This is a genomic window from Pseudomonas sp. ASL4, assembly GCF_056680395.1.
Window position 1 is genome coordinate 2,083,111 of the sequence record NZ_CM155280.1, and the last position, 21,591, is coordinate 2,104,701.

General features: G+C 58.8%; 14 protein-coding genes. 8 read left to right on the top strand and 6 right to left on the bottom strand.

Translation table 11 applies throughout. The annotated features are described in order from the left end of the window. Positions 1-462: 462 nt before the first annotated feature. From AC1MEW_RS09485 to AC1MEW_RS09495, 3 genes are all read right to left on the bottom strand, one after another. A complete protein-coding gene (locus AC1MEW_RS09485; RefSeq protein WP_201206402.1) occupies positions 463-2,874 on the bottom strand; it encodes a glucose/quinate/shikimate family membrane-bound PQQ-dependent dehydrogenase in 2,412 nt (803 codons plus the stop codon). Between the two features lie 233 nt (positions 2,875-3,107). Further along, complete coding sequence (locus AC1MEW_RS09490; protein ID WP_480426160.1) at positions 3,108-4,490, bottom strand: carbohydrate porin; 1,383 nt, start codon at positions 4,488-4,490, stop codon at positions 3,108-3,110. 320 nt (positions 4,491-4,810) lie between these two features. After that, positions 4,811-6,010: a benzoate/H(+) symporter BenE family transporter gene (locus AC1MEW_RS09495; protein WP_201256510.1), complete on the bottom strand. Its 1,200-nt coding sequence runs from the start codon at positions 6,008-6,010 to the stop codon at positions 4,811-4,813. A gap of 336 nt (positions 6,011-6,346) precedes the next feature. Here AC1MEW_RS09495 and AC1MEW_RS09500 point away from each other — a divergent pair, with 336 nt between their 5' ends. From AC1MEW_RS09500 to AC1MEW_RS09510, 3 genes are all read left to right on the top strand, one after another. Continuing rightward, positions 6,347-7,735 carry an aminotransferase-like domain-containing protein gene (locus AC1MEW_RS09500; RefSeq protein ID WP_201256511.1) on the top strand — a complete coding sequence of 463 codons (1,389 nt, stop codon included), beginning with the start codon at positions 6,347-6,349 and terminating at the stop codon, positions 7,733-7,735. Between the two features lie 183 nt (positions 7,736-7,918). After that, entirely contained in the window at positions 7,919-8,149 is a 231-nt protein-coding gene (locus tag AC1MEW_RS09505; protein ID WP_201206398.1) for a VF530 family protein, read from the top strand. Positions 8,150-8,151: 2 nt separating this feature from the next. Continuing rightward, positions 8,152-8,808 carry a Pr6Pr family membrane protein gene (locus AC1MEW_RS09510; protein ID WP_201256512.1) on the top strand — a complete coding sequence of 219 codons (657 nt, stop codon included), beginning with the start codon at positions 8,152-8,154 and terminating at the stop codon, positions 8,806-8,808. Positions 8,809-8,937: 129 nt separating this feature from the next. On the opposite strand, the gene AC1MEW_RS09515 is transcribed toward AC1MEW_RS09510, so the two are convergent. Both AC1MEW_RS09515 and AC1MEW_RS09520 read right to left on the bottom strand, forming a co-directional pair. Next, entirely contained in the window at positions 8,938-9,723 is a 786-nt protein-coding gene (locus tag AC1MEW_RS09515; RefSeq protein ID WP_201256513.1) for a siderophore-interacting protein, read from the bottom strand. After that, the gene (locus AC1MEW_RS09520) at positions 9,720-10,292 is read right to left on the bottom strand and encodes a PadR family transcriptional regulator (RefSeq protein WP_201256514.1); all 573 of its coding nucleotides are present in this window, start codon (positions 10,290-10,292) and stop codon (positions 9,720-9,722) included. The genes AC1MEW_RS09515 and AC1MEW_RS09520 overlap by 4 nt, the downstream gene beginning before the upstream one ends. 522 nt (positions 10,293-10,814) lie before the next feature. On the opposite strand from AC1MEW_RS09520, the gene AC1MEW_RS09525 reads away from it, so the two are divergent. From AC1MEW_RS09525 to AC1MEW_RS09545, 5 genes are all read left to right on the top strand, one after another. Beyond that, on the top strand, positions 10,815-11,300 hold the full coding sequence (locus AC1MEW_RS09525) for a CS1 type fimbrial major subunit (RefSeq protein WP_201256515.1): 486 nt from the start codon (positions 10,815-10,817) through the stop codon (positions 11,298-11,300). Positions 11,301-11,386: 86 nt separating this feature from the next. Next, entirely contained in the window at positions 11,387-13,909 is a 2,523-nt protein-coding gene (locus tag AC1MEW_RS09530; RefSeq protein WP_323570147.1) for a CS1-pili formation C-terminal domain-containing protein, read from the top strand. Between the two features lie 5 nt (positions 13,910-13,914). Further along, the gene (locus AC1MEW_RS09535) at positions 13,915-15,132 is read left to right on the top strand and encodes a hypothetical protein (protein WP_201256517.1); all 1,218 of its coding nucleotides are present in this window, start codon (positions 13,915-13,917) and stop codon (positions 15,130-15,132) included. 38 nt (positions 15,133-15,170) lie between these two features. Further along, positions 15,171-15,914, top strand: coding sequence for a molecular chaperone (locus AC1MEW_RS09540; protein ID WP_201256518.1), 744 nt, complete (start codon positions 15,171-15,173; stop codon positions 15,912-15,914). Between the two features lie 34 nt (positions 15,915-15,948). Then, positions 15,949-16,449: a CS1 type fimbrial major subunit gene (locus AC1MEW_RS09545; RefSeq protein ID WP_201256519.1), complete on the top strand. Its 501-nt coding sequence runs from the start codon at positions 15,949-15,951 to the stop codon at positions 16,447-16,449. Positions 16,450-16,459: 10 nt separating this feature from the next. On the opposite strand, the gene AC1MEW_RS09550 is transcribed toward AC1MEW_RS09545, so the two are convergent. Next, complete coding sequence (locus tag AC1MEW_RS09550) at positions 16,460-21,403, bottom strand: NEL-type E3 ubiquitin ligase domain-containing protein (RefSeq protein ID WP_480426161.1); 4,944 nt, start codon at positions 21,401-21,403, stop codon at positions 16,460-16,462. Positions 21,404-21,591: the final 188 nt, after the last annotated feature.

A 21,591-nucleotide genomic window follows, 5' to 3' on the forward strand; every position in this document is an offset into this window, starting at 1 on the left:
ACCAAGCCCGGTCGCTGATTTTTGCAGCGACTTAAAAAGCCTATCCCCCCGCACTTCCGACGGGCAACCGTCAAAACCTGTCGGAAATATTCCCCAAAACCATCTCATCTGTAGGACCACATCAAAAAACCTCCAAACTGACCTCGATCAAAATGTGGGAGCGGGCTTGCTCGCGAAGGCGTCGTGTCATTCAACACCAATGTTTAATGTTCAATCGCCTTCGTGAGCAAGCCCGCTCCCACAGTGGATTTTCGGTGAACACAGCATTTGCGAACGCCGGAGATCCTCTGTAGGAGCAAACCTTGCTCGCGAAAGCGGTGGGCCCGCCGACTACGATGTTGAATATAAATTCGCCTTCGCGAGCAAGCTTCGCTCCTACGGGGGAGTGTTTACCTACCCGGTGGCCACAAAAAAAGGCGACCCCCTCGCAGGAGTCGCCTTTCGTTTAACCGCCGCTAAAACTTACTCGGACAGTTTGTAAGCGATCACGTAGTCGCCCATTTTGGTGCCCAGCGAGCCGTGGCCGCCAACGACGAGCAGTACGTACTGTTTGCCGTCCTTGCCGGTGTAGGTCATTGGTGTCGCTTGGCCGCCGGCCGGCAGGCGCGACTTCCACAGTTCCTTGCCGCTGTTGACGTCATAGGCGCGCAGGTACTGGTCCAGCGTGCCGCTGAGGAAGCCGACGCCGCCCGCAGTCACCATCGAGCCGCCCATGCTTGGCACGCCGATCGGCAGGCCGATAGGCAATGGCGAGCTGTCGCGGCTGGTGCCGTTTTTGCGTTTCCACACCACTTTGTTGGTGGTCAGGTCGATGCCGGTGACATAGCCCCAGGCCGGGGCCTGGCACGGTACGCCGAACGGCGACATGAGCGGGTGCATGGTGACTGCGTACGGCGCGCCAGCATTAGGCTGGATGCCAGCGGTTTCGCTTTCGCGCTTGCTGTCAGCCGCCACTTCGGCGCGGGGGATCAGTTTCGAAACGAACGCCATGTAGTTCGGGCTGGTGAACAGGATCTGGCGAACCGGGTCGACCGAGACGCTGCCCCAGTTGAACACACCGACGTTACCCGGATAGATCAGGCTGCCCTGCACCGACGGCGGGGTGTACTGGCCTTCGTAACGCAGTTCCTTGAACTGGATGCGGCACAGCATCTGGTCAAACGGACTGGCGCCCCACATGGCTTTTTCGGTCAGTTCCGGGGCCAGCAGGTTCAGGTCCGAGCGCGCCTGGGTCGGTGCGGTGCGGTCGCCTGGTACTGCGCCTTGCGGTACCGGAATTTCGCGAATCGGCACAATCGCCGTGCCATCGCGACGGTCGAGCACATACAGGCTGCCCTGTTTGGTCGGTGCGATCAGCGCCGGCTTCACGCCGTCGGCAGTTTTCAGGTCAAGCAGGGTCGGCTGGCTGCCGACGTCCATGTCCCACAGGTCGTGGTGGGTAAACTGATAGTTCCAGCGTACCTTGCCGGTGGCGAGGTCCAAAGCCACGAGGCCGGCGCTGAATTTCTCTGCGCCGGGCATGCGGTCGCCGCCCCATTGGTCAGGCATCTGGTTGCCCAGTGGCAGGTAAACCATGCCGAGTTTTTCGTCGACGCTGGCCAGGGACCACATGTTCGGCGAGTTGCGGGTGTAGGTTTTGCCCGGCGCCAAAGGCTCGGTCGCCTCCGGATTGCCGCTGTCCCAGTTCCAGACCAGGTGACCGTCATGCACATCAAAGGCGCGGATCACGCCGGAAGGCTCGTTGGTCGATTCGTTGTCGGTGACGTGACCGCCCATGATCACCAGATCACGGGTAATCGCGGCCGGGGAGGTGGCGTAGTAGCCGCCCGGCGTGAACGGACCGATACCCTGAGTCAGGTCAACGGTGCCTTTATTGCCGAAGCCTTCGCAGACCTTGCCGGTGTCGGCGTTGATCGCGATCAGGCGTGCATCGGCGGTTGGCAGGTAGAGACGACGCGGGCAGGCCTGGGCAACGGCTTTGCCAGCTTCGGAGATGACAGCGGTCGAGGCATTGGCAGACTTGGCGTAGTCGTTCTCGTCGTAGTAAGAGACGCCACGGCAGGTCATGTGGGCGAAGCCCTTGAAGCCCACCGGGCTCTTGATCTGCGGGTCGAAGCGCCAGAGTTCCTTGCCGGTGTCCGGGTCCAGCGCCAGCACTTTGCTGTGAGCGGTGCAGGCATAGACCATGCCGTTGACCTTCAGCGGCGTGTTTTCGTTGGTCAGCTCTACCGGGTCATCGGCGGTCGGCAGGTCGCCGGTGCGGATACGCCAGGCTTCCTGCAACTTGCCGACGTTGGCCGGGGTGATTTGCTTCAGCGGCGAGTAGCGGTCACCGAATTCGGTGCGGCCATAGGCCTGCCAGTCGCCATCGGGCATGGCCGGGGCGGTGCTGGCCATATCGGTTGTGTCGCGGCCCAACTCGCCGAAGACTTCACCCGGATGCGTGAATTGACTGGCAACGGCGGTGGCGCCGGACAGAATCACGGCGACGCTCAGCGCAGCGGTACCCAGCGGTGCAGCGCCATCGCGCAGCAACGGTCGGCGGAACCACGGCAACAAGAGAACTACGCCCAGCGCGAACCACAACGACAGGCGCGGCACCAGTTGCCACCAGTCGAGGCCGACTTCCCACAGGGCCCAAACGGTACTGGCGAACAGCACCACTGCGTACAGGCCCAGTGCTGCGCGGCGAGCGGCAATCAGCAGCACGCCGCTCAGCGCGAAGCCGATACCGGCCAGCAGGTAATACAGCGAGCCGCCGAGCATGCTCAGCTTGATCCCCCCGGCCAGCATGGCCAGGCCCATTAGCAGAAGCAGGATACCGAGCAGGCTCGGCAGCAGACGGCTTCGGCTCAAAGCACCATCAGTGCTCATAGTGTGGTTCTCCGTGACGTTTAAGTAGTCCCGCGCTAGTTCACTGTAGATGACGATCAGGCGTGGGTATTGGTTCAGTTGCAAAAGTGAAACTTGGTTGGAGCGTGTTTAGTTGAAGCATTCCCTTGTGGGAGCGAGCTTGCTCGCGATGGCGGCTTAACATTCAGCATTGATGTCGACTGACATACCGCTATCGCGAGCAAGCTCGCTCCCACAGGGGGGTGTGGTGTGGGTTAGAACGATGAGGTGATTTTGATCCCGCCAATCAGCGCGTCATCGACCTCGTCCACGCCACCGGGGTGGCGGATGTATTGCAGGTTCGGGCGCACGGTCAGCCAGTTGGTGACGTGCACGCCGTAATAGAGTTCGGCGCTGTATTCGGTGTCTTGCGGCGGCAGGAACGATGGGTCGTCGTAGTCGTAGACGGCTCGGGCCTGATTGGTCGCCTCGGCGTTCTTGCGATAGGCCGGGTTAACGTGAACCCGGGCCAGGGCGAAACCGATGTCGTCTTTGGTGCGCGCATCGAACAAGCCTTTGTAGACGACGCCCGCCTGGACGTAGTTGTCGATGGCGTTGGTCTTCTTGTCGTGCATCGTGCCGTTGGCGAACACGCTCAAGCCACGGGAGTTGTCGCTGGCGCGGCTGGTGATCTGCTGCTGCACACCCAGCCACACGCCGTGCTTGCTCGACGCGCTGCGATACGCTTCGCCGCTCAGCGCTGCGGGCTGGCCATTGCTGTCTTTGTAGGCGTCTGTGGCCTTGGCGTTGCTGTAGTAATAACCGGCGCGGTACTCGCCCGGCAGGCCGTTGAGCTTCGGCGACCAGACCAGTTCAATCGGCAGAATTGCTCCCTGGGTGCCGCTGCCGCTGAGCTTGAAGCCATTGCCGCGATCGAGGTTCGAGGGGTTCTGCTCATAGGCGCCGATTTGCGCGTAGAGCTCCGGCGTCAGGTGATATTTGACCCGCATCGCCCATTGGCTGACCGGCCAGTTGTACCAGATGCCGCCGATCCAGTTGCCGACCTGCGAGCCACAGAACGCCAGGTTCTGGAAGTCGCACGGGAAGCTGTTGAAGTCTTCGCCTTCGCCAAAGCGGCCGACCTTGATGTCGAGCTTCTGGTCGAAGAATTTCTGCTGATACCACATCTGCGTCAGGCGCCAGGTCTGGCCACGGCCCCAGACTTCCTGAGCCGAGGTGAAACCGCCGACCCGCGGGTCGTTGATCCGGTCGTTGCTGATGTTGTTGCCGTTGCGTTCGGTGATGGTCAGCTGAAATTCGGCGTCGTCCCAGCCAAGGATCTTCTGCAAGTCCAGGTGCGTACCGAGGCCGAACTGGTCGCTGTAGCGGGCGGTGCGGTCGTGGTCATAGCCGCCATGCAGGTTGCTGCCCATTTCGCCGGTGTAGTCGACTTTGAAGTCGTAGCCTTTTTCCGAAAGTTCGCTGCGCGTGCCATTCCAGTCACCGAGCATCCACGGTGAGTCGCTATCAAAGGCCGGGGCCGCGTGAACGCAGGTGGCGAGGCCGAAGGCGCTGAGACCGCCGATCAGGTTCAGGGCTTTTCGGTTGGCCACAGGGGTGGAGACAGCGCTGTCTCGCGAAGTTGGAAAGTCAGGCATAGAGAAGTAATTCTTGGTCTTTTTCTGGGAGGTGAACTGAAAGCAACGAGATGGAACGGGCAGTGAAGCGTTTCAGCTTAAGGGCGGCAGGATAATGATCTGTTACAAAGAGAGAAAGCGCTTTTATTGACATGGATCATTTCAGATTTTGTAACAGTCGTGTGCGACCCCTCGCCGCAGGGATTTAACAGGCAAAAAACACACCCTGTGGGAGCGGGCTTGCTCGCGAAGGCGTCGTGTCAGGCAACATCAATGTCGACTGACCTTCCGCTTTCGCGAGCAAGCCCGCTCCCACAGGGATTGCGGTGCTCAAATATCCGTCAGTCGCCCGCAGCCACCGCAGCGACGTTGCGCTCCCGAGTCCAGGTCAGCACAAAATGCGCCACAAGACCGAAGATCAACCCCCAGAACGCAGCGGCCAAACCCAGAAAGCTCATGCCCGAAGCGGTCACCAGAAAAGTAATCAGCGCCGCTTCACGCTGCTTCTCGTCTGCCATCGCCCCGGTCAACCCGGCACTGATCGCGCCGAACAACGCCAGCCCGGCGAGGGAGGCGATCAGTTCTTTAGGCAACGCGGAAAACACCGAGGCCAGGGTCGCGCCGAAGGTGCCCATCAGAATGTAGAACACCCCGCAGGCGATCCCTGCGATGTAGCGTTTATCGCGGTCTTCGTGGGCTTCGCGGCCGGTGCAGATCGCTGCGGTAATGGCGGCCAGGTTTAAGCCGTGGGAGCCAAACGGCGCCATCAGGATCGAGCCAATCGCGGTGACCGAAATGATCGAGCGCGCCGGGGTGTTGTAGCCCGAAGTGCGCAACACCGCCATGCCTGGCACGTATTGGCCGGTCAGGGTCACCAGCGCTAGCGGCAGGCCAATGTTGATGATCGCGTGCCAGCTCCACTCGGGAGCGATGAAGACCGGGTGGGCTACCGCGATAGTGATCGAACCGCTGTTGAGTTCACCGAACGAGGCGGCCACGGCGCAGCCGACAATCAACACGGACAGAATCGCGTAGCGCGGCGAGAGGCGTTTGCAGATCAGGTACGCCGCGATCATCGACAGCACCAGCGCCGGTTGCAGCTTGATCGAGGTGAACAGCTCAGCGCCGAAGCGAAACAAAATACCGGCGAGCATGGCTGCGGCGATGGCTTTGGGCAGGCGACTCATCAGTTTGTCGAACGCTCCGGATAAACCGATCACGGCGATGATTACCGCTGCTACCACATAGGCGCCGATGGCTTGGGGCAGGGTGACGCTGGGCAACATGGACACCAGCAACGCCGCGCCCGGCGTCGACCACGCGGTGATCACCGGAACCCGCAGGCGCCAGCTCAGGAACAGGCCAGTGATGCCGCTGCCGATGGAGATCGCCCAGATCCACGAGGACACCTGGTCGCTGGGCAGGTGTGCTTCCTTGGCTGCCTGAAACACGATGATCAGCGGGCCGGCATAGGAAATGATCACCGCGATAAAACCTGCAATGACCGCTGACAGGGATAGATCCTTTCTGAGTGTGTCCATGATGTCTCGACTTGGCGCGGCAGAGTCGCGCAGTGATCAGGGGATTGATTGATTCGATTGATTCGATTCGTGGTGAGTGTATTTGAATGGATTGAGTTGATTCAATATATGTCTGGAATCTCATTGGGTGAATCCGATCTTTGAACGTTTGATCTGGCTTCATCCATATGATTTTAAAAGAAATTATTTTTTAAGAGTTTTTTGTTCCCCGATGTTCATGGGTTTATCGATAGTAGCAATCGACTCAATGTGCTGAATTGACCGGTTTGTCAGGCATCAAACTTCGATGTGATATGCTCCGATTTTTCTGATTTCTACGATGGGCAGCGATCATTCATGTGGGTTCCTCAGCTAAGCGAATTCAGCCAGCCGATGTATTTGTCGATTGCCGATGCGTTGGCTCGCGACATCAGCAATGGCGTGCTGAACCAGGGCGATCGCCTGCCGACCCTGAGGGAATTGGCCGCCACACTGAATGTCACGCCGGGCACCATCAGTCGTGCCTACAGCGAGGCCCATCGGCGCGGGCTGGTGCAGGGCGAAGTGGGGCGCGGCACTTATGTGCAGAGCCAGAAACCGACCGAATTACCAGTGAGTCATGGCCCGACGGCGCTCAACCTGGGGCAGTCCGAACTGCTCGACCTTTCCATCATCAAGCCCTACAGCGAAACCCTGGAATACTGGCTGCGTGATGCCCTGATCGGCATGGCCAAGAGCACCGATTTCGCCCGAGCCCTGGATTACGCGCCGGATGGCGGTCACCCGGCGCATCGCGAGGCGGGGGCGCAGTTTCTGCGGCATTGGTTGCCCGATGCGCAGTGGCAGCAAGTGGTGATCACCGCCGGGGCCCAGCATGGCTTGATGGTCGCGATGAGCGCCCTGACCAACGCAGGTGACCTGGTGCTCTGCGAAGCGCTTTGCTACCCCGGTATTATTTCCCTGGCCCACGGTCTTGAGCGCCGCTTGCGTGGCGTGCCGATGGACGATGAAGGGATCATTCCCGAGGCGCTGCGCGAACTGTGTCTGCGGGAGAAACCGGCGATGCTGGTCTGCGTGGCGACCTGCCAGAACCCGACGGCGGCGATCATGTCGCAAGAGCGTCGGGCGCAAATCGCGGCGCTGGCCGAAGAATTCGACTTCATCATCCTCGACGATGACATCTATGGCTTTCTCGCCACTGATCCTTCGATCAAACCATTGTCGGCGTTTGCGCCGGACCGTTCGGTGTACCTGACGAGCCTGTCGAAGTCGATCATGCCGGCGCTGCGAATCGGCTATCTCTACAGCCCGCCTAAATTGCTGTCGCGCCTGACTTCGATGGTGCGTAGCAGCGTCTGGATGCCGTCGCCGCTGACCGCGCAACTGGCCAGTAACGTGATCACCGAAGGCCTGGACAAAAAACTGATCCGCATCCAGCGCAACGAAGCGGCCGCGCGGCAAGCCATTGCCCGGGAAATTTTTGCCCAATTCGAGCTCAAGACCCAGCCGTACTCCTATCACGTCTGGTTGACGCTGCCGGAGCCGTGGACCAGCGATGAGTTCACCATGTTGGCCCGGGCCAATGGTGTGTTGGTGCTCAGCGGCACACAGTTCCAGGCCGAACGCTCTGGCATAACCCGGTGTGTGAGGCTGGTATTGATGTCGCCTACCAGCCATGACGAATTGCGCTTTGCCCTGACCAAACTGGCCAGCCTGATCGATACCGATCCGCGCCGTTATTACTGAGTGGCGATGCTGTCTTAGAGACCATCACCTGTAGGAGCGGCACGTTGTCCGACGCCGCGAACGCCTACAAAAAGCTATTGTTCACCTACAGTTAACTGACCAGCGCATCGAGTCCTTCCACCGAACGAGGGCCTCGGCTAAGGTGCGCGGCTTCTTTATTCTTTCTTCGCGCAAAGGCCCGGCATGACCGAACTGAACAACAACCCGCTGCACGGCGTGACCCTGGAACAGATCCTCAATGTCCTGGTCGAGCACTACGAATGGTCGGGGCTGGCCGAGCGTATCGACATTCGCTGCTTCAAAAGCGATCCGAGCGTCAAATCGAGCCTGACCTTCCTGCGCAAAACCCCGTGGGCGCGGGAGAAGGTTGAACATCTGTACGTGAAGTTGATGCGCACCAAGCGCCCGGTCTGAACATGCTCAGCCTATCGACGCCGGGAGCTGCCGCGAGGCGTCGTTGTGTGGCCGTGGCGGCGGTGCTGGGCTGGGTCGGTTTGAGTGTTCAGCTGTACCTGATTCTCGGCTCACGCTGGAGCCTCGGCGCCAGCCTGATGGGCGGCCTGATCAGTTTCTTCAGTTTTTTTACCGTATTGAGCAATACCTTGGTCGCCGTTGTGCTGACCTGTGAGCTGACGGCTCGTGAGTCGGCAGCGCGCCGCTGGTTTTTGCAGCCGTGGGTCAGCAGTGGGATTGCGGTGAGCATCGCCGTGGTCGGGATCGCCTACAGCCTTTTGTTGCGCCATCTCTGGCATCCCGAAGGCTGGCAGTTGCTCGCCGATGAATTGCTGCACGACATCATGCCGCTGCTGTTTCTGGCGTATTGGTGGTTGTGCGTGACCAAGGGCACATTGCGCCTGGGGCACATCGCCTTGTGGGTGATTTACCCGTTGGTGTACTTCGCTTTCACGTTATTGCGCGGGCATCTGCTGAGTACGTATCCGTATCCGTTCGTTGATGTCGGCACGCTGGGTTATCCACAGGTGTTCATCAATGCCGGAGGGATATTGGCGGGGTTTGTAGCGATTGCGTTAGTGGTGGTTGGGCTTGATCGGTGGTGCGCAACTCGAAAGTGAACACCCACTGTGGCGAGGGAGCTTGCTCCCGTTGGGTCGCGAAGCGACCCCAAAAAGAAGCGGACCGCTGCGCAGTCCAACGGGAGCAAGCGCCCTCGCCACAAAAGCCAATTGGCCTTGCGCTATCGATTATTCATCAAGGGTGCCATCCGCCCGCCAGTAGCCCACCGCTTTGACGAACTGATCATCCAGCCCGTGCTCATCCAGCAGCACCCGGCGGATCTGCCGTGACACTTTGGTCTCGGTCGCTATCCACGCGTATAGATCGCCACTCGGCACCTGCAATTGCTTCACGGTAGTCAGCAGGTTGTTCTTGCCGCCGTCACGCAACACCCAGATCACATTGACCTGCGCGGCGCTTTCCAGGCGTTGCTGTTCGGCGCCGTTCGCCACTTCGATGATCACCAGCGCGCGGCGATTGGCCGCCAGGCCTTCCAGGCGTCGGGCGATGGCGGGCAGGGCGGTTTCGTCGCCGATCAACAGGTAGCTGTCGAAGATGTCCGGCACGATCATCGAACCCCGTGGCCCGCCGATGTGCAGGAACTGACCCGGCTCGGCCTGCTCGGCCCAGGTCGAGGCAGGGCCGTCGCCGTGCAGGACGAAATCGATGTCCAGCTCCAGCGAATCCAGGTCGTAGCGACGCGGCGTGTAATCCCGCATCGCCGGCATCGGCTGGTCGGTTTTACCGGCACCGAGGACCAGGGTTTCCAGCGCCGCTGTTTGCGCCGCGTTCTGCGGGAACAACAGTTTGACGTGGTCGTCCGTGCCGAGGCTGACGAAGCCCGCCAGTTCCGGCCCGCCCAAGGTAATCCGACGCATGCGAGGCGTCAGGTCGACCACCTGCAAGACTTCCAGGCGACGGCGTTTGATTTCGTGCATGACACGGTGAATGGTTTGGGTATCGACTGCAGTCATTCGGCTTTCTCCTGGGCAGCTTGAACGGCGGGGCCGTCGACGATGGCTTTGGCGGTGTTGTTGAGCAGGGCCGCGACGCGGATGATTTCTTCCGCACTCCAGCGCCCGTGATGCATTTGCAGTGCATGACGCAGGTTATGCACCGCTTCATGGATTTCGGCCGGGCGATCATGGCCGCGCAGCGAGCGTTTGCTGACATCGATGCGCATCCGCACACCTTCCAGGGCAATCGCCTGGTCACTCAGGGATAGACGTCCGGCGTCGGTCACGCTGTAGCGTTTTTTGCCGCCCTCGGCGTCACCGGCGATCATTTCGCTTTCTTCCAGAAAGGTCAGGGTTGGGTAAATCACCCCGGGGCTGGGGCTGTAGGCACCGTCGAACATGCCTTCGATCTGGCGGATCAGGTCGTAGCCGTGGCACGGCTGCTCGGCGATCAGCGCCAGTAACAGCAGTTTCAAATCGCCAGGGGCAAAGACCCGTGGGCCACGGCCGCCGCGTTCGCGGCCTGGGCGTTTCTCGAAGCCGTCGCGGCCGTCACCGTGTTCGCGGTGGGAATGATGGTCTCTCATTTTTTGCGTTCTCTCGTCGTGTTTAGATACAACTTAAGATATATCTTTAGACGAAGGCAAGACGTTTTTCGAGAGAGGTTTGCGTCGGCCGACGAGCGGCGAGGTTCGCTGAGCGAGGCGGTTCATCACGAAAAATCACCACCAAGCAGGTATTTTTCGTTGCGCCTGGAAGTAACTTTAAAGTTAAAGCTATCACTCTATTAATTGTTGATCATATATTCTAAACCTCCTCAAGTGCCCGGTTTTAAGTTGAATGGTCTGTATGGTTTTTTAAGCGAAACTGTATGTAGGTAGTTGCCGACAGTTACAAATCGATAATTTTCTTTTTTGTGTTTTTTTCTTTCCGGTCATGGAGGCGTTTAACTACACGATCATCGGAAGTTACTTGCTTACTTTCCAGGGGCGTTGGCCGATCATTTGCCGGCGTTGAAAGTTCAAGCCTACCTCGCTGCGATAGGTTCCGGACTGGCGTTGTTTGAGCTTTCAATGAACCCTTTATATTGAAAAGACAGGTACTGACTGATGTTCAAGAAAATGACGATTGCAGCTCCTCTGGCGATGCTGGCACTGACTTCCTCCATGGTGTTTGCGGCCGGCGAAGCCAAGCACTCCATCAACCTCGTTGCCCACGTGCCGACCAACGGGTTCTACGTGGTACCTGTCGATCCGGATCTGGTCAACAAAGATCAGCGTATGGATTTCCTCCCAACTACCGGTGCAATGGACGAGGTCAACGGATTTTTTGACATGCGCAACAACAATGGCTCGGTACACGCCAGTGTTGTCACGGCTCCAGTACTGTACTCCGGTGCCAGCACCATTAACTTGAAAGTTGAACTCAATGGCAAAGAGCTGACCACGACCCCGCAAATGGTTGTAGGTGAAGATGAATCCAACGTGAACTATCGCGCCCCATTGCGTATCAGCGCCACGGGCAGCACTTTTGCACCGGGCGACTATACCGGTGAAGTGGCAATGATCTTTGATGCCGTACCACCGGTTCTCTAACTTCTCCCGGTAGAGCGTCAACCGACGAGCCAACAACTTAGTTGGTTCGCCGGACTTCCATTTGTCTGCAATCAGAGTACGTGTTCATGTTCCCGATGACACCCATCGCGGCTGCGCTTGCGCTGTTGTTTTGTGCCAGCGCGGCGGCGGCTCCGGTTTCCACCGGTTCTACACCGCGAAGTCTGTTGGCCCAGGCCAAAGGTCTGCCGGCGGAGTTCGAGGAGCATTTTTTTGATGTGCCGCTGGCGGTTCGCGTGGAACTTGATCAGCAGCCGTTGGGGGAGGCGATGGTCGTGCTGTCTCGCGATGACCGCATCACCCTGCTCGAATTTACCGACACCAGCGACAGCCGATTCACGGCGGCCGAACGCGACACCTGGGCCAGTTACCTCAAGCCCGGCGTGGCGCTGGGCGACTGTGCCGGACAATGCCCGGAACAGATGCTGGCGGTGCACTACAACCTGGAAAACTCGCTGGTATCGATCCTCACCGAGAACGCTGAGCGCGACACTGAAGTCAAACGCTACTACGACCAGCCCGAAGGCGGCAGCAGCGGGCTGATGCTGCGCAATCAGCTCAACCTCAATGGTGGTCAGGGCCAGGACCTGGGCGGACGCTTTGGTCTGGAAGCCAGTGGCAGCCTCGGCAGCTGGAGCCAGACGTTCAACATGCAACTGGCCCGGCTGGGTGGTCCGGATGACCAGCTCTACCACGCGGTACATGAGCTTTACACCCAGCGCGAATTGCAAGGCAGCTTCGCACGCCTGGGTTATTTCACCCCCAATTCAGAAGGGCTGACCCGCCAACCGCGAACGTTTGGCACCAGCCCCGACACCGCCGTCGGCGTCATGTTTGGCAGCTCCGACAGCCTGGCAATCAACAGCCCGATGCCCAGCGTGTATCCGATCTACGTCACGGCCAACCGCCAGGCTTCGGTCGAGATCCTGCGCGACGGTTTGCTGATCAACACCCAATCGGTGCCCGCCGGCCTGCAGACCCTCGACACCCGACCACTGCCCGGCGGTATCTACGAAGTGGAAGTTCGGCTGATCGAAGACGGCCAAATCACCAGCACCAGCCAGGAGCTGGTCTACAAGCCCAACAACTGGCGCAACCTTGATGAGCGCTGGCGCTACAACCTGTTTGCCGGGCAAGAAACCAAGCTGCTGAGTAACTGGGACCAACAGGCCAGCGGCAGCGCGACGGCCGGGGCTTCGCTCAACTACTTGATGCATCCACGGGTGATTCTCGGGCTGTCGGCGCGGCAGATTCGCGAAAAACTGCAATACGGCACGTCCATCGACTGGACCCTGGCCAATCACATCAGCCTGTACGCCAACGTCTACCAGACGCAAGACCACGGCACCGGCGTCGATCTGCAAAGCCTCTATAACTACGGCTCCGGCAGTGTGGTCTTCAGCCACAACCGCAGTTGGCTCGATACCACGGATACCTACGACACCCTGTCGGACGGCACCCGGGTGCGGCAACGCAATGTGTTTGTCGGCGAGACCAGCAACTCATCCCTGGCGCTCAATCATCGGGTCAGCAGCAAAAACTCGGTAAATGCCCGGGTTTCTCATAGCGAGGGCAATACCGAAGGCGTTGGTGTGGATCTGGGCTGGACCCAGCGCACCGTGTTCTTCGGCAGTGATGCCAACTGGCGGCTGGCATTGTTCGACCGCCCGGGCAGTTACAGCAGCGGCGATGCGCGCAATCGCGGGGTCGACCTGAGTCTCAACCTGGCACTGGGCGCACCGGGTCAACAGTTCACCGGCAGCATCGGTTCACGAACCGCTCGCGAGGGCGGTCGAGACAACAACGCCTCTCTCGGCTGGCGCAAAGACTTGAAAGACCATGTGCTGCAAAACGTCTCGGTCACCGCACTCACTGACACCTATGGCGTCGGCCTGTCCAGCCTGGCCAGTTTTCGCACCGAGGCACTCAGCGGCGACGGGTTTGTTCAGCGCTCGTCCTACAACGATAACTTCACTGGCGGCCTGAACCTCGACAGCACACTGGTCGTTGGCGGCCAGCAGATGGTCCTGACCAGTGAGCATCAGGTGCGGGGTGCGGGGTTGATCGTCGATGTGGAGTCCGATATCGACGGTATCGCCTTGCGCGCCGACGACTTCAGCGGTGGCAGCGCAGCCCTGAAACCTGGGCGAAACTTCATCCCGATTACCGCGTATCAAAACAGTTCGGTGAGTTTCGACTTCGAAGGTAATCACGTGCCTGCCGCCAGCATCGACCCGCCGCGCACCCGTTATCACCTGAACAAGGGCGGCGTGGAGTATCGCAAGGTGCGGGTGATGAAAACCCTGACCGTGTTAGGGCGGCTGGTCGACTCCCAAGGACAGCCGCTCAAGGGCCATCACGTGATCAATCACGCCAGCCGCGGGGTGACTGAAGTCGATGGGTTCTTCTCCATGGAAATGAACGCCGGTGCGCCGACGCTGGAAGTGCGCCAGGGCAATCAATTGCTCTGCCAGTTCCGCCTCGATGCCAGTCGTCATCGCAGCGAAAACAACGTGTTGATGATCGGTGACCTGCGGTGCACGCCGGACACCCTGGCCGACGTCAGCTCCACTGATCAGAAGGCAGGTTGAAACCTATGAAAAAGTCCACGGGTTGGTTGGGACTGATGATGGCGCTGATGGTGCCGACCGCTGAGGCGTTTAACCAGGAGATCCGGGCGTCGTTCGCGCCGGATCCGGCGCAGCCGCAACGAAACGTATTCATCAACAAGACGCCGGACAGTGGGTATTGCAGGGACTATCCCGACGAGTGCAAGCAACAAAACATGTTCAGCATTCGGATACCGGTGCATTTCGGGCCCAGCTCAGCGATTGCGCCCGGCACTGGCGTTTCTGTCAAGGTACCGGCCAATTGGCGACAACTGACAGTCACAAACAGGGAAACCGGCGAATCGGAAATCGTCGAAGTGCGAATCACGGGTATTGGCTCTAACTACATCCTCAGCGATACCGCCGCCAATCTGGCTGGGGTAACCGATCTGCGTGAAGGGCATGCCAAGCTATGGGGCGGTCAAAGCTGGGTGTACGCGGCGCCTCCCTGTGTGTACAGCGGCGTAGGACTCTTTACAGGCCCCACCTATCGTTTTTTTTGGAAGACTCCGCAAGAAGCACTTTGTACCAAAGTGGCGGATTTCCGAATTCCGTACATGTCTTGGGACACCCTGGACTTTGCCTATGAGCTCCGAACGCCTAACCCTTTGGGGATGTCGAGCGGGCTGTACACCGGTTCCATGAACTACTTCCTCGGCCCAGGGCAAGATTTCGACATCGGCGGGTTGAATGCTGATGACAGCAACCTGACCCTGGATTTCGTCCTCGATGTGCAGCACACACTCAAAGTGACCCTGCCGCCGGGCGGCAACAAAGTCGAGTTGGTGCCGCAAGGTGGCTGGCAGAGCTGGATCAACGAAGGACGCAAGCCCAATCGGTTGTTCCGTGATCAGACCTTTCATATCTCGGCGTCATCACGCTTCAAGATGACCTTGTTTTGCTCGAGCAGCATCAGCAACAACTGCGTCATTAACGATATGACCGCACGCAAGTACGGCATGGTGGAACTGAGCGTGACGCTGCCCAACGGGCTGACGGATCAATACGGACGTCCGGTCAACCGAGTGCCATTGAGGATCGGCAGCTCGGGAGCCTTGCACTTCGCTCCGAGCTTCTATGTGGATCGCGGAAAGGGAATCCTGCACTTCGAAATCGGAGAGTTCTGGACCCACGCCATGCTCCAGTCCGGTGTTCCGGGTGATTACTCGGGCACCATGACGGTGGTCTGGGATTCGGAAGTCTGACAGTACAAACATTCGCCAATTTTTTGAGGTTGAAGACGATGAAACGTCTGTTGTTGATGTGGGTTGCCAGCGTGTTTTGTCTGACGGCGCAAGCCGGGCCGCAGATTAATGTCGGCACGGTGTACGACTATCTGGACGGCGATAAAAGTACGTACCTCAAACGGGTTTTCAACAGTGGCGACAGTACCGCTTTCGTCAAAATCAATGTGCTGGAAATCATCTATGACACCGACGGTACTCCTCGGGAAGTACCGATCGAAAGTGCGGTGGACGGTGCTTCTCGCAAGGGCATCATGGCCAGCCCGGCCCGTTTGATCGTACCGGCTAAAGGCATGCAGGGCACGCGCTTGCTGTACATGGGCGAGCGCGACACCGAGCGTTACTTCCGCGTGCGCTTCGTGCCGGTAGTCCCGGAAAAGGAAGATGAGTTCGTGCTCTCCAGCGAAGAACGTGAGGACTATAAAAAGAGCCTGTCTGCGGGGGTCAATGTAATGACCGGGTTTGGCACGATCTTTTTTGTCCGGCCCAAAAACGCCCGATTCGATACGGTTATCAATGACACGGCCACCCGGTATGAACTTCACAATAACGGCAACACGGTCGTGGTGGTCGATGAGTTCAAAAGCTGTTCGCTCAGCGATGATAGTGATTGTCGGCCGACCACCAAACATCATCTGCTGGCCGGAAAGACCTTTGGTTTCGACAAGGAAAAGGGCCGTGAACACCGCTTCATTGTGATTGAGGGCGACAGCAAGAAAGTGCTGAAGATAGCGAGTCGATAGTGGCTGCTTTTAATTGACGCTGTGGGTAACAAACATGATCAAGCAATGCACTGTCGCCACGCTGATGGCTGCAACGGGGTTGGCCAGCCTGACGGTCTTCGCGGCTCGCGAGGAACACTCGTTTGAAGTGTCCGTGACGATCCCGACGCGCTCTTTTTACATCGTGCCGGTGGACACTGGCTGGATTCACCGCGAGCAGATATTGCCCTGGAATGTTGCGACCTCCAAGCTAGGTAATCTGCGCAAATATTTTGATGTGCGGCACGATACCAGTGCGATCGAGGCGCGCCTCGACTCGCAGCCCTATCTGTCCAATGGCCGCCCGGCAGACGATATCCCGTTGCGCGTCAGCTTCAATGGTGTCGAGTTGAGCCATGCCGTCGAGCCCCGGCTAGTGGTATCGGCCGCCGACGCAGCGGTGGGTTCGCGCGTGCTATTGGAGATAGAACCGCTACAACCTGCCGGGGGATATCGGGCCGGGGACTACTACGGCAATGTGCTGTTGTTGTTCAATGCCAGGGCGCCGGGAGGCTGAGTCGCCGCGTCTACAGGCCGTACTTTTGCAACAGCATTCGGCTCAGGCTTCGCGCCAGCTCGAGTCTTTCGTAGGCCAGATCAATGGATCGTTGCGCGTATTCCTGATCGGATATCGGCGCACGATTGGCAGAGGGTTCGCGCAATGCTTCGAGGCGATCCAGTCGCTGATCATAGAGGCGATCATTGGCCTCGAACCGGTCAGGATAGATGTCACGCAGATACTGTTCCCAGAACGGTTGTTCGAGCATGCCATTGACCAGACCGTCGCCGACCTCCCTCTCCAGCACGGTGTCGTAGGCCCGGTCGATGGCGTCCTCCGTCACCCCGGCGATGGCTCTGAAGAGCATGGAATCGGATTGCCAGGGCAGGTCAAGGCGTTGCGCCAATGCGGTCTGATAGGCCAGATAGATTTCCACTTCTTCGGCCCTGCCGGGGCGCGACAGGGAATCGGCCAGGGCAATTTGGTTGACCCGATCCAGACGTGTCGCACCTTTGCTCAACGTTACCAGTCGGGACTCCAGTTCGGCGGCAGACGTCGAATAGGCGTGCGCCTGGTACACGAGCGCCTGCACGCCCATACGGTTGAAAATTTCGGAGCTGGCATCCTCACAGTTTTCCGGGTTTTCAGCCGTGCGGAACAGTTTTTCACGCAAGGGCGAATCAAGATCCATGGCATCGATCAGTTCCCAGACACGGCGCGACAGTTGTTCCCGTACCCATCCGCCGGCCCGGTAATCCGCGGAAGTGGTCAGGCTGTCGATAAGCCTGAAAAAGCCTTCGCTGTTGTCTTCGCTCATCAGGTTGTCCCAGGCTTCGACCCGGTAGTTGCCCAAGCCGGGGGAGCGATTGCCCCACAGTGACGAGTCGTCACTCAGCTGCCATTTGTCCCGCGCGTTTTGCGCCAGCGGCTCGTAGGCGTTCTCGCGGGGCAAGCCCACCGAGCGGCGGTACTCGTGAAAGGCCTGGCGGTGGGCGTCCAACAGTTTGCTGGAGTCCAGTCGCGCACGGGCGACAGTCCATGCGTTATTCGAGCCTCGTACGGCGCGGAGGATGGTTCGGATCGGGTTACCCGACAGATCAAGGAAAAAGCCCCTGGGACGATACTTGCCCAGCAAACCCTCGGGCCATGTGTCGATGCCTGTGTAGGCCAGGTTCAGTACCCTCAGGCGTGGCATGCGCCGGACATTCGGCGCCAGGCTCAGCGGGTTGTATTCAAGTCGCAGGGTTTGCAGGCGTGTCAGATTGCCAAGTTGCACCAATGCCTCGTCTGTCAGCCGGATGCGGTTGTCGCTCAGACGCAGTGTTTCGAGCATGGACATTTTGCCGACCCCGGCCGGCACGCCTGTCAGGCCGCAGCGTCGTGCGCTGAACCGGCGAAGCTGGGTGAAGTCTTGCAACATCCCGTCAGAGCGTTGAGAGAAATCCATGCCATCCAGATTCAAGGTGGTGATCTGATTCAGGTAGTCTTTGATGTCCGGTAGTTTTTTCCACCAGCGCTCCAGGTTGTAATGCCGTAGTTCGCTGGACAGGTCCAGCGCATACCCGCCGGCGAAATGAGTGCTGCGTTCATCGAACACCCGCGGTTTTCTCTCGAAACACTCCACCAGGCGTTCAGCGATGTGCCTGACTGCGTCGGGCGCAATGGCGACCTCGTCGGGTAGAGTCCGCGTAATCTGATCCCCCCAGAGGCTCAGTATGTTGCGTAGCTTGTGCAGTTCGTGTTCGAGGCTTTTCATCTCCTTGGCAGGGTCAACATCACGAGGCACAGAGCGCACGAAGGTATCCACCTCCCGCTCGCTGAGATGCGGATACAAATCCTGCACCCGTTGCTCAATGGTTCGGGCCTGCTTGGTCAGCGACGGACCTCGCAGCAATAGGGTCGTTTCGCGCTCCGCTACCGGCCGGATCGGTGGCTCCAGCAACGCCGTGCGGCGTTCGGCCGCCGCTTCGGACTTGGCCATCAGCCACTCCTTGAACCAGGCGCCCTGACCGGGTTGGTAACCGAGTTCGAGGCGCGATGCTTCGGGTATGGCGCGCAAGATCGACTCATACAGATTGTAGGGTCTGTGCAGCATGCGATTTTCGTTGTCACGCACCTTGTATCGCCCGCGTTCATCACGTACCAGCACCCTGACGTTAGTGGCATCTTCGGCGCCTGCCTGGCAACGCAACGGGCCGTCGAAGGTGCCGTCGCGCACTTCGATGCGCAGCCCATTAAAGGTGTCACTGTTCAACCGCAATACGTTCAGGGCCAAACGCTCGGTGTCGGCGGTGATACGGGCGTTCTGGTAAAACCCCTCGCTGGCCCTTGCCGCGCGGGTTTCAAAGGCGCATTCGCGGGCCAGGCTTTTAAGTCGCAGGGGAATGCGCTGCTGTTGGGTCAGCGCGTCCAGTTCGGCTTTTCCGGCACCGGCCAGCAGGGTTTCGGCGATGTCCGTCGGCAGGTCCGGCCACTGCTGTTGCAATCGCTGAACGTTGGCATCGTGGCTGACCTCCCTGGCGCGATACAGGTATTGCGCGAGGTCGGCCTTGCGCCCATCCACCCGCGCAGCCAGGTGCTCACGCAGCGCTTGTACGCGTTCATCGGTTGGCAGGCTTGCACCGAGTAAATCAGCTAGTTGCGCATCATTCAGAAAGTCCACCACTCGCACCGGGAGCTTGCCCGCCATCACGTCGCCGAGGCTGATGTTCAGCGTCTGGCTGGCGGACGCTTGGGCATGGCCATAGGTACGAAACATTCCGGTCAGATCGGACCGTGCATACACGCTCAGCGCGCAATCCGCTGGCCAGCCAGGGAGTTCGGTGACCAGTTGTTCGAACCAGTAGGAAGCCGGGTCGATGGCCTGCCCCGAACGAATTTGCTCACGGGCCACACCAATATCATTGAAGGCCCTGTAGCGTTTGAGGGTGTCGTCGAGCAGCAACGGCGGCGGGTTGTGCTCGACGTGCATTCGGCGCAACACCCCTTCTTCCGTGCTGCTGACCAGTCGGATGGCTTCCAGTTGCTCGGCACTGAAGCCATCGGTGCTGTGGCCAAGACGTTTCATCAGGGTCTGGACGTCCCAACTGCGTGGATCTTCCCCTTCGAACAGCCACGCACCGCGACCGTTGTTGGTCCCTTTCGGCGTGTAGGCGTCGGGGCGACTGGGGTGCTGGATGTGATGGTCGCCGGTAGCGGGATCTTTTTTTACGGCATAAAGCCCCTCGTCCAGAGGCAAAATGACTTGGCCTTCATGGTGATGCAGCCCCAGGGCGTCGGGCGTCGAATCTTTGGACAGGCTGATTTGCTTTTGCTCATACGGGCCAAGGTCGGGGTTCCACAACAGGGTTTTACCGTTGGGCAGTTGCACGGTAGTCATGCCTTCGATCAGCGGTGAAAGCTTGAGCTTGAACTCGCTGGCGATAGCGCCACCGACACCAAACGCCGCCAGTTGAATGACGTCGGTGACCACGCCGATCACATGTTCGGCGGCTTCGGCCCACAAGCCTTCGGCCAGGTCGACCACGCCCTCGATGACATCCGTGGTCAGTTGATAGGCGGTGTAGGCCAGCATCAGTTCTCCCAGGCCTGGCACAAAAGGTGTTACCACCATCAGCGCGACATTGAAGATGTCCGAGAGGATTTTCTTGAAGTTGTCCCACCAGGCCCAACGCGCTCGGCTGTCGGTGTCGGCGGTGGAAACGGCGATCTCCCGGCCATCATTGAGAATCTTGTTCAGTGATTGCTGGTACAGATGCTCCCAGAGTGGGCCGCTGATCGGCGTTGCATAAACCTGCAGGTTGGGATTGGAGACCGGCGTTTCTCGCCAACTTGGGTTTGGATCGGTCGGCGACTTTTCCTGCCATTTTACCTGGCTCAGGCGTTGCTCCAGGCCGGCGAAAAAATGCCCGCGCTGTTGCTGGTCAACGAACTGGCTGAAGAATTGTCGATACGTTTTGCCGGTAGACGGCAGGACTTTGTTTTCGAACAGTTGGCGGGTCATTTCCCTCAGGCAGGCGGTCCCCGACGGGTATTCCTTAAGCGGGTGCTCCGGGTCATGAGGGACGTACACCAGCACTCGACTGATGCCCATATTCTGCTGTTGCTCCACGGGCGTGAAGACCACGATACCGGTCAGGGTGGTGTCCAGCAGGCGCAGGTCACACGCCTGCATGACTTTGCCGTCCAGGGTCAGGCTCGTGAGCCCGTGGGCCAGGCCCAGCACCAGGCTGTGGGCATTTTGGCTGATGTCTTTTCTCTTCAGCGCAAGGTGCGCTGCGGCCTTGAGTGCGGATATCCGGTTGAGGCTGACAAAATGCTGCAAGGCCCCGGCGGCCACGGGGCTGGCCGGCAACAGAACATGTTCAAGATGACGCCTGTAACGGGCGCCGATATCCAGTTCACGGCACAGTGTCTGGAATTGTTTGATGGTCATTTTATGTTTGATGGGCACCACGTCGAAGTGCCCGCGCTGATCGGGCCTGGTAATAAACTCCGACGGCTCTTGGAAGGTTTCGGATCTTGAAAAATTATGCAAGGCCGCATCCAGTAAGGAGACGGTTCGAGTGATGACGCCATCGGAAGTATCGATCACATACCAAGGTTGATCCTTGGGAATGTAAAGCCTTAACCATGTTGCCTGCACATCCAGGTCCAGGCGATAGCGCTGTTTTAGCGCAGACCTGAGCAAGGGCTCGGCAAAGGTATGGATATCTTGAAGTGAGTCGAGTAATCGATCCACCGCATTTTGGCTGTTCCAGGCCTCTATATTGGCCTTTTCAAGCGCTTGGCCGGCGCTGCTGTACCAGCTTTCGCGGATTGGCGGGACGCTGCCCAATGCCAAGCTTCTTTTGACTGAAGCCTGGGTAAAACAATGGTTGGTCGTGTCTTTGATTAATGAGTAATGACGACCTTTATTGTTATGGGAGTTGTCCGATTCAGCCCAGTTGTTTACTGTTTGTAACTGAAGCATGGTGAGTTGTCTTCACGTTTAGGGGAAGTCTTAAAACTATCCGCTGGCGTGAGGAATAAAAGTCTAAATGTCTGCTCCTTAAGTTGGAGGTTGTCGTGTTAATGATTAAAAAACAGAGTCCCGAAAGTATTTAATTACCACCTTTGTAACTAATGCCGTTTAAGCCGTAGGAGAAATCGAAAACTCAC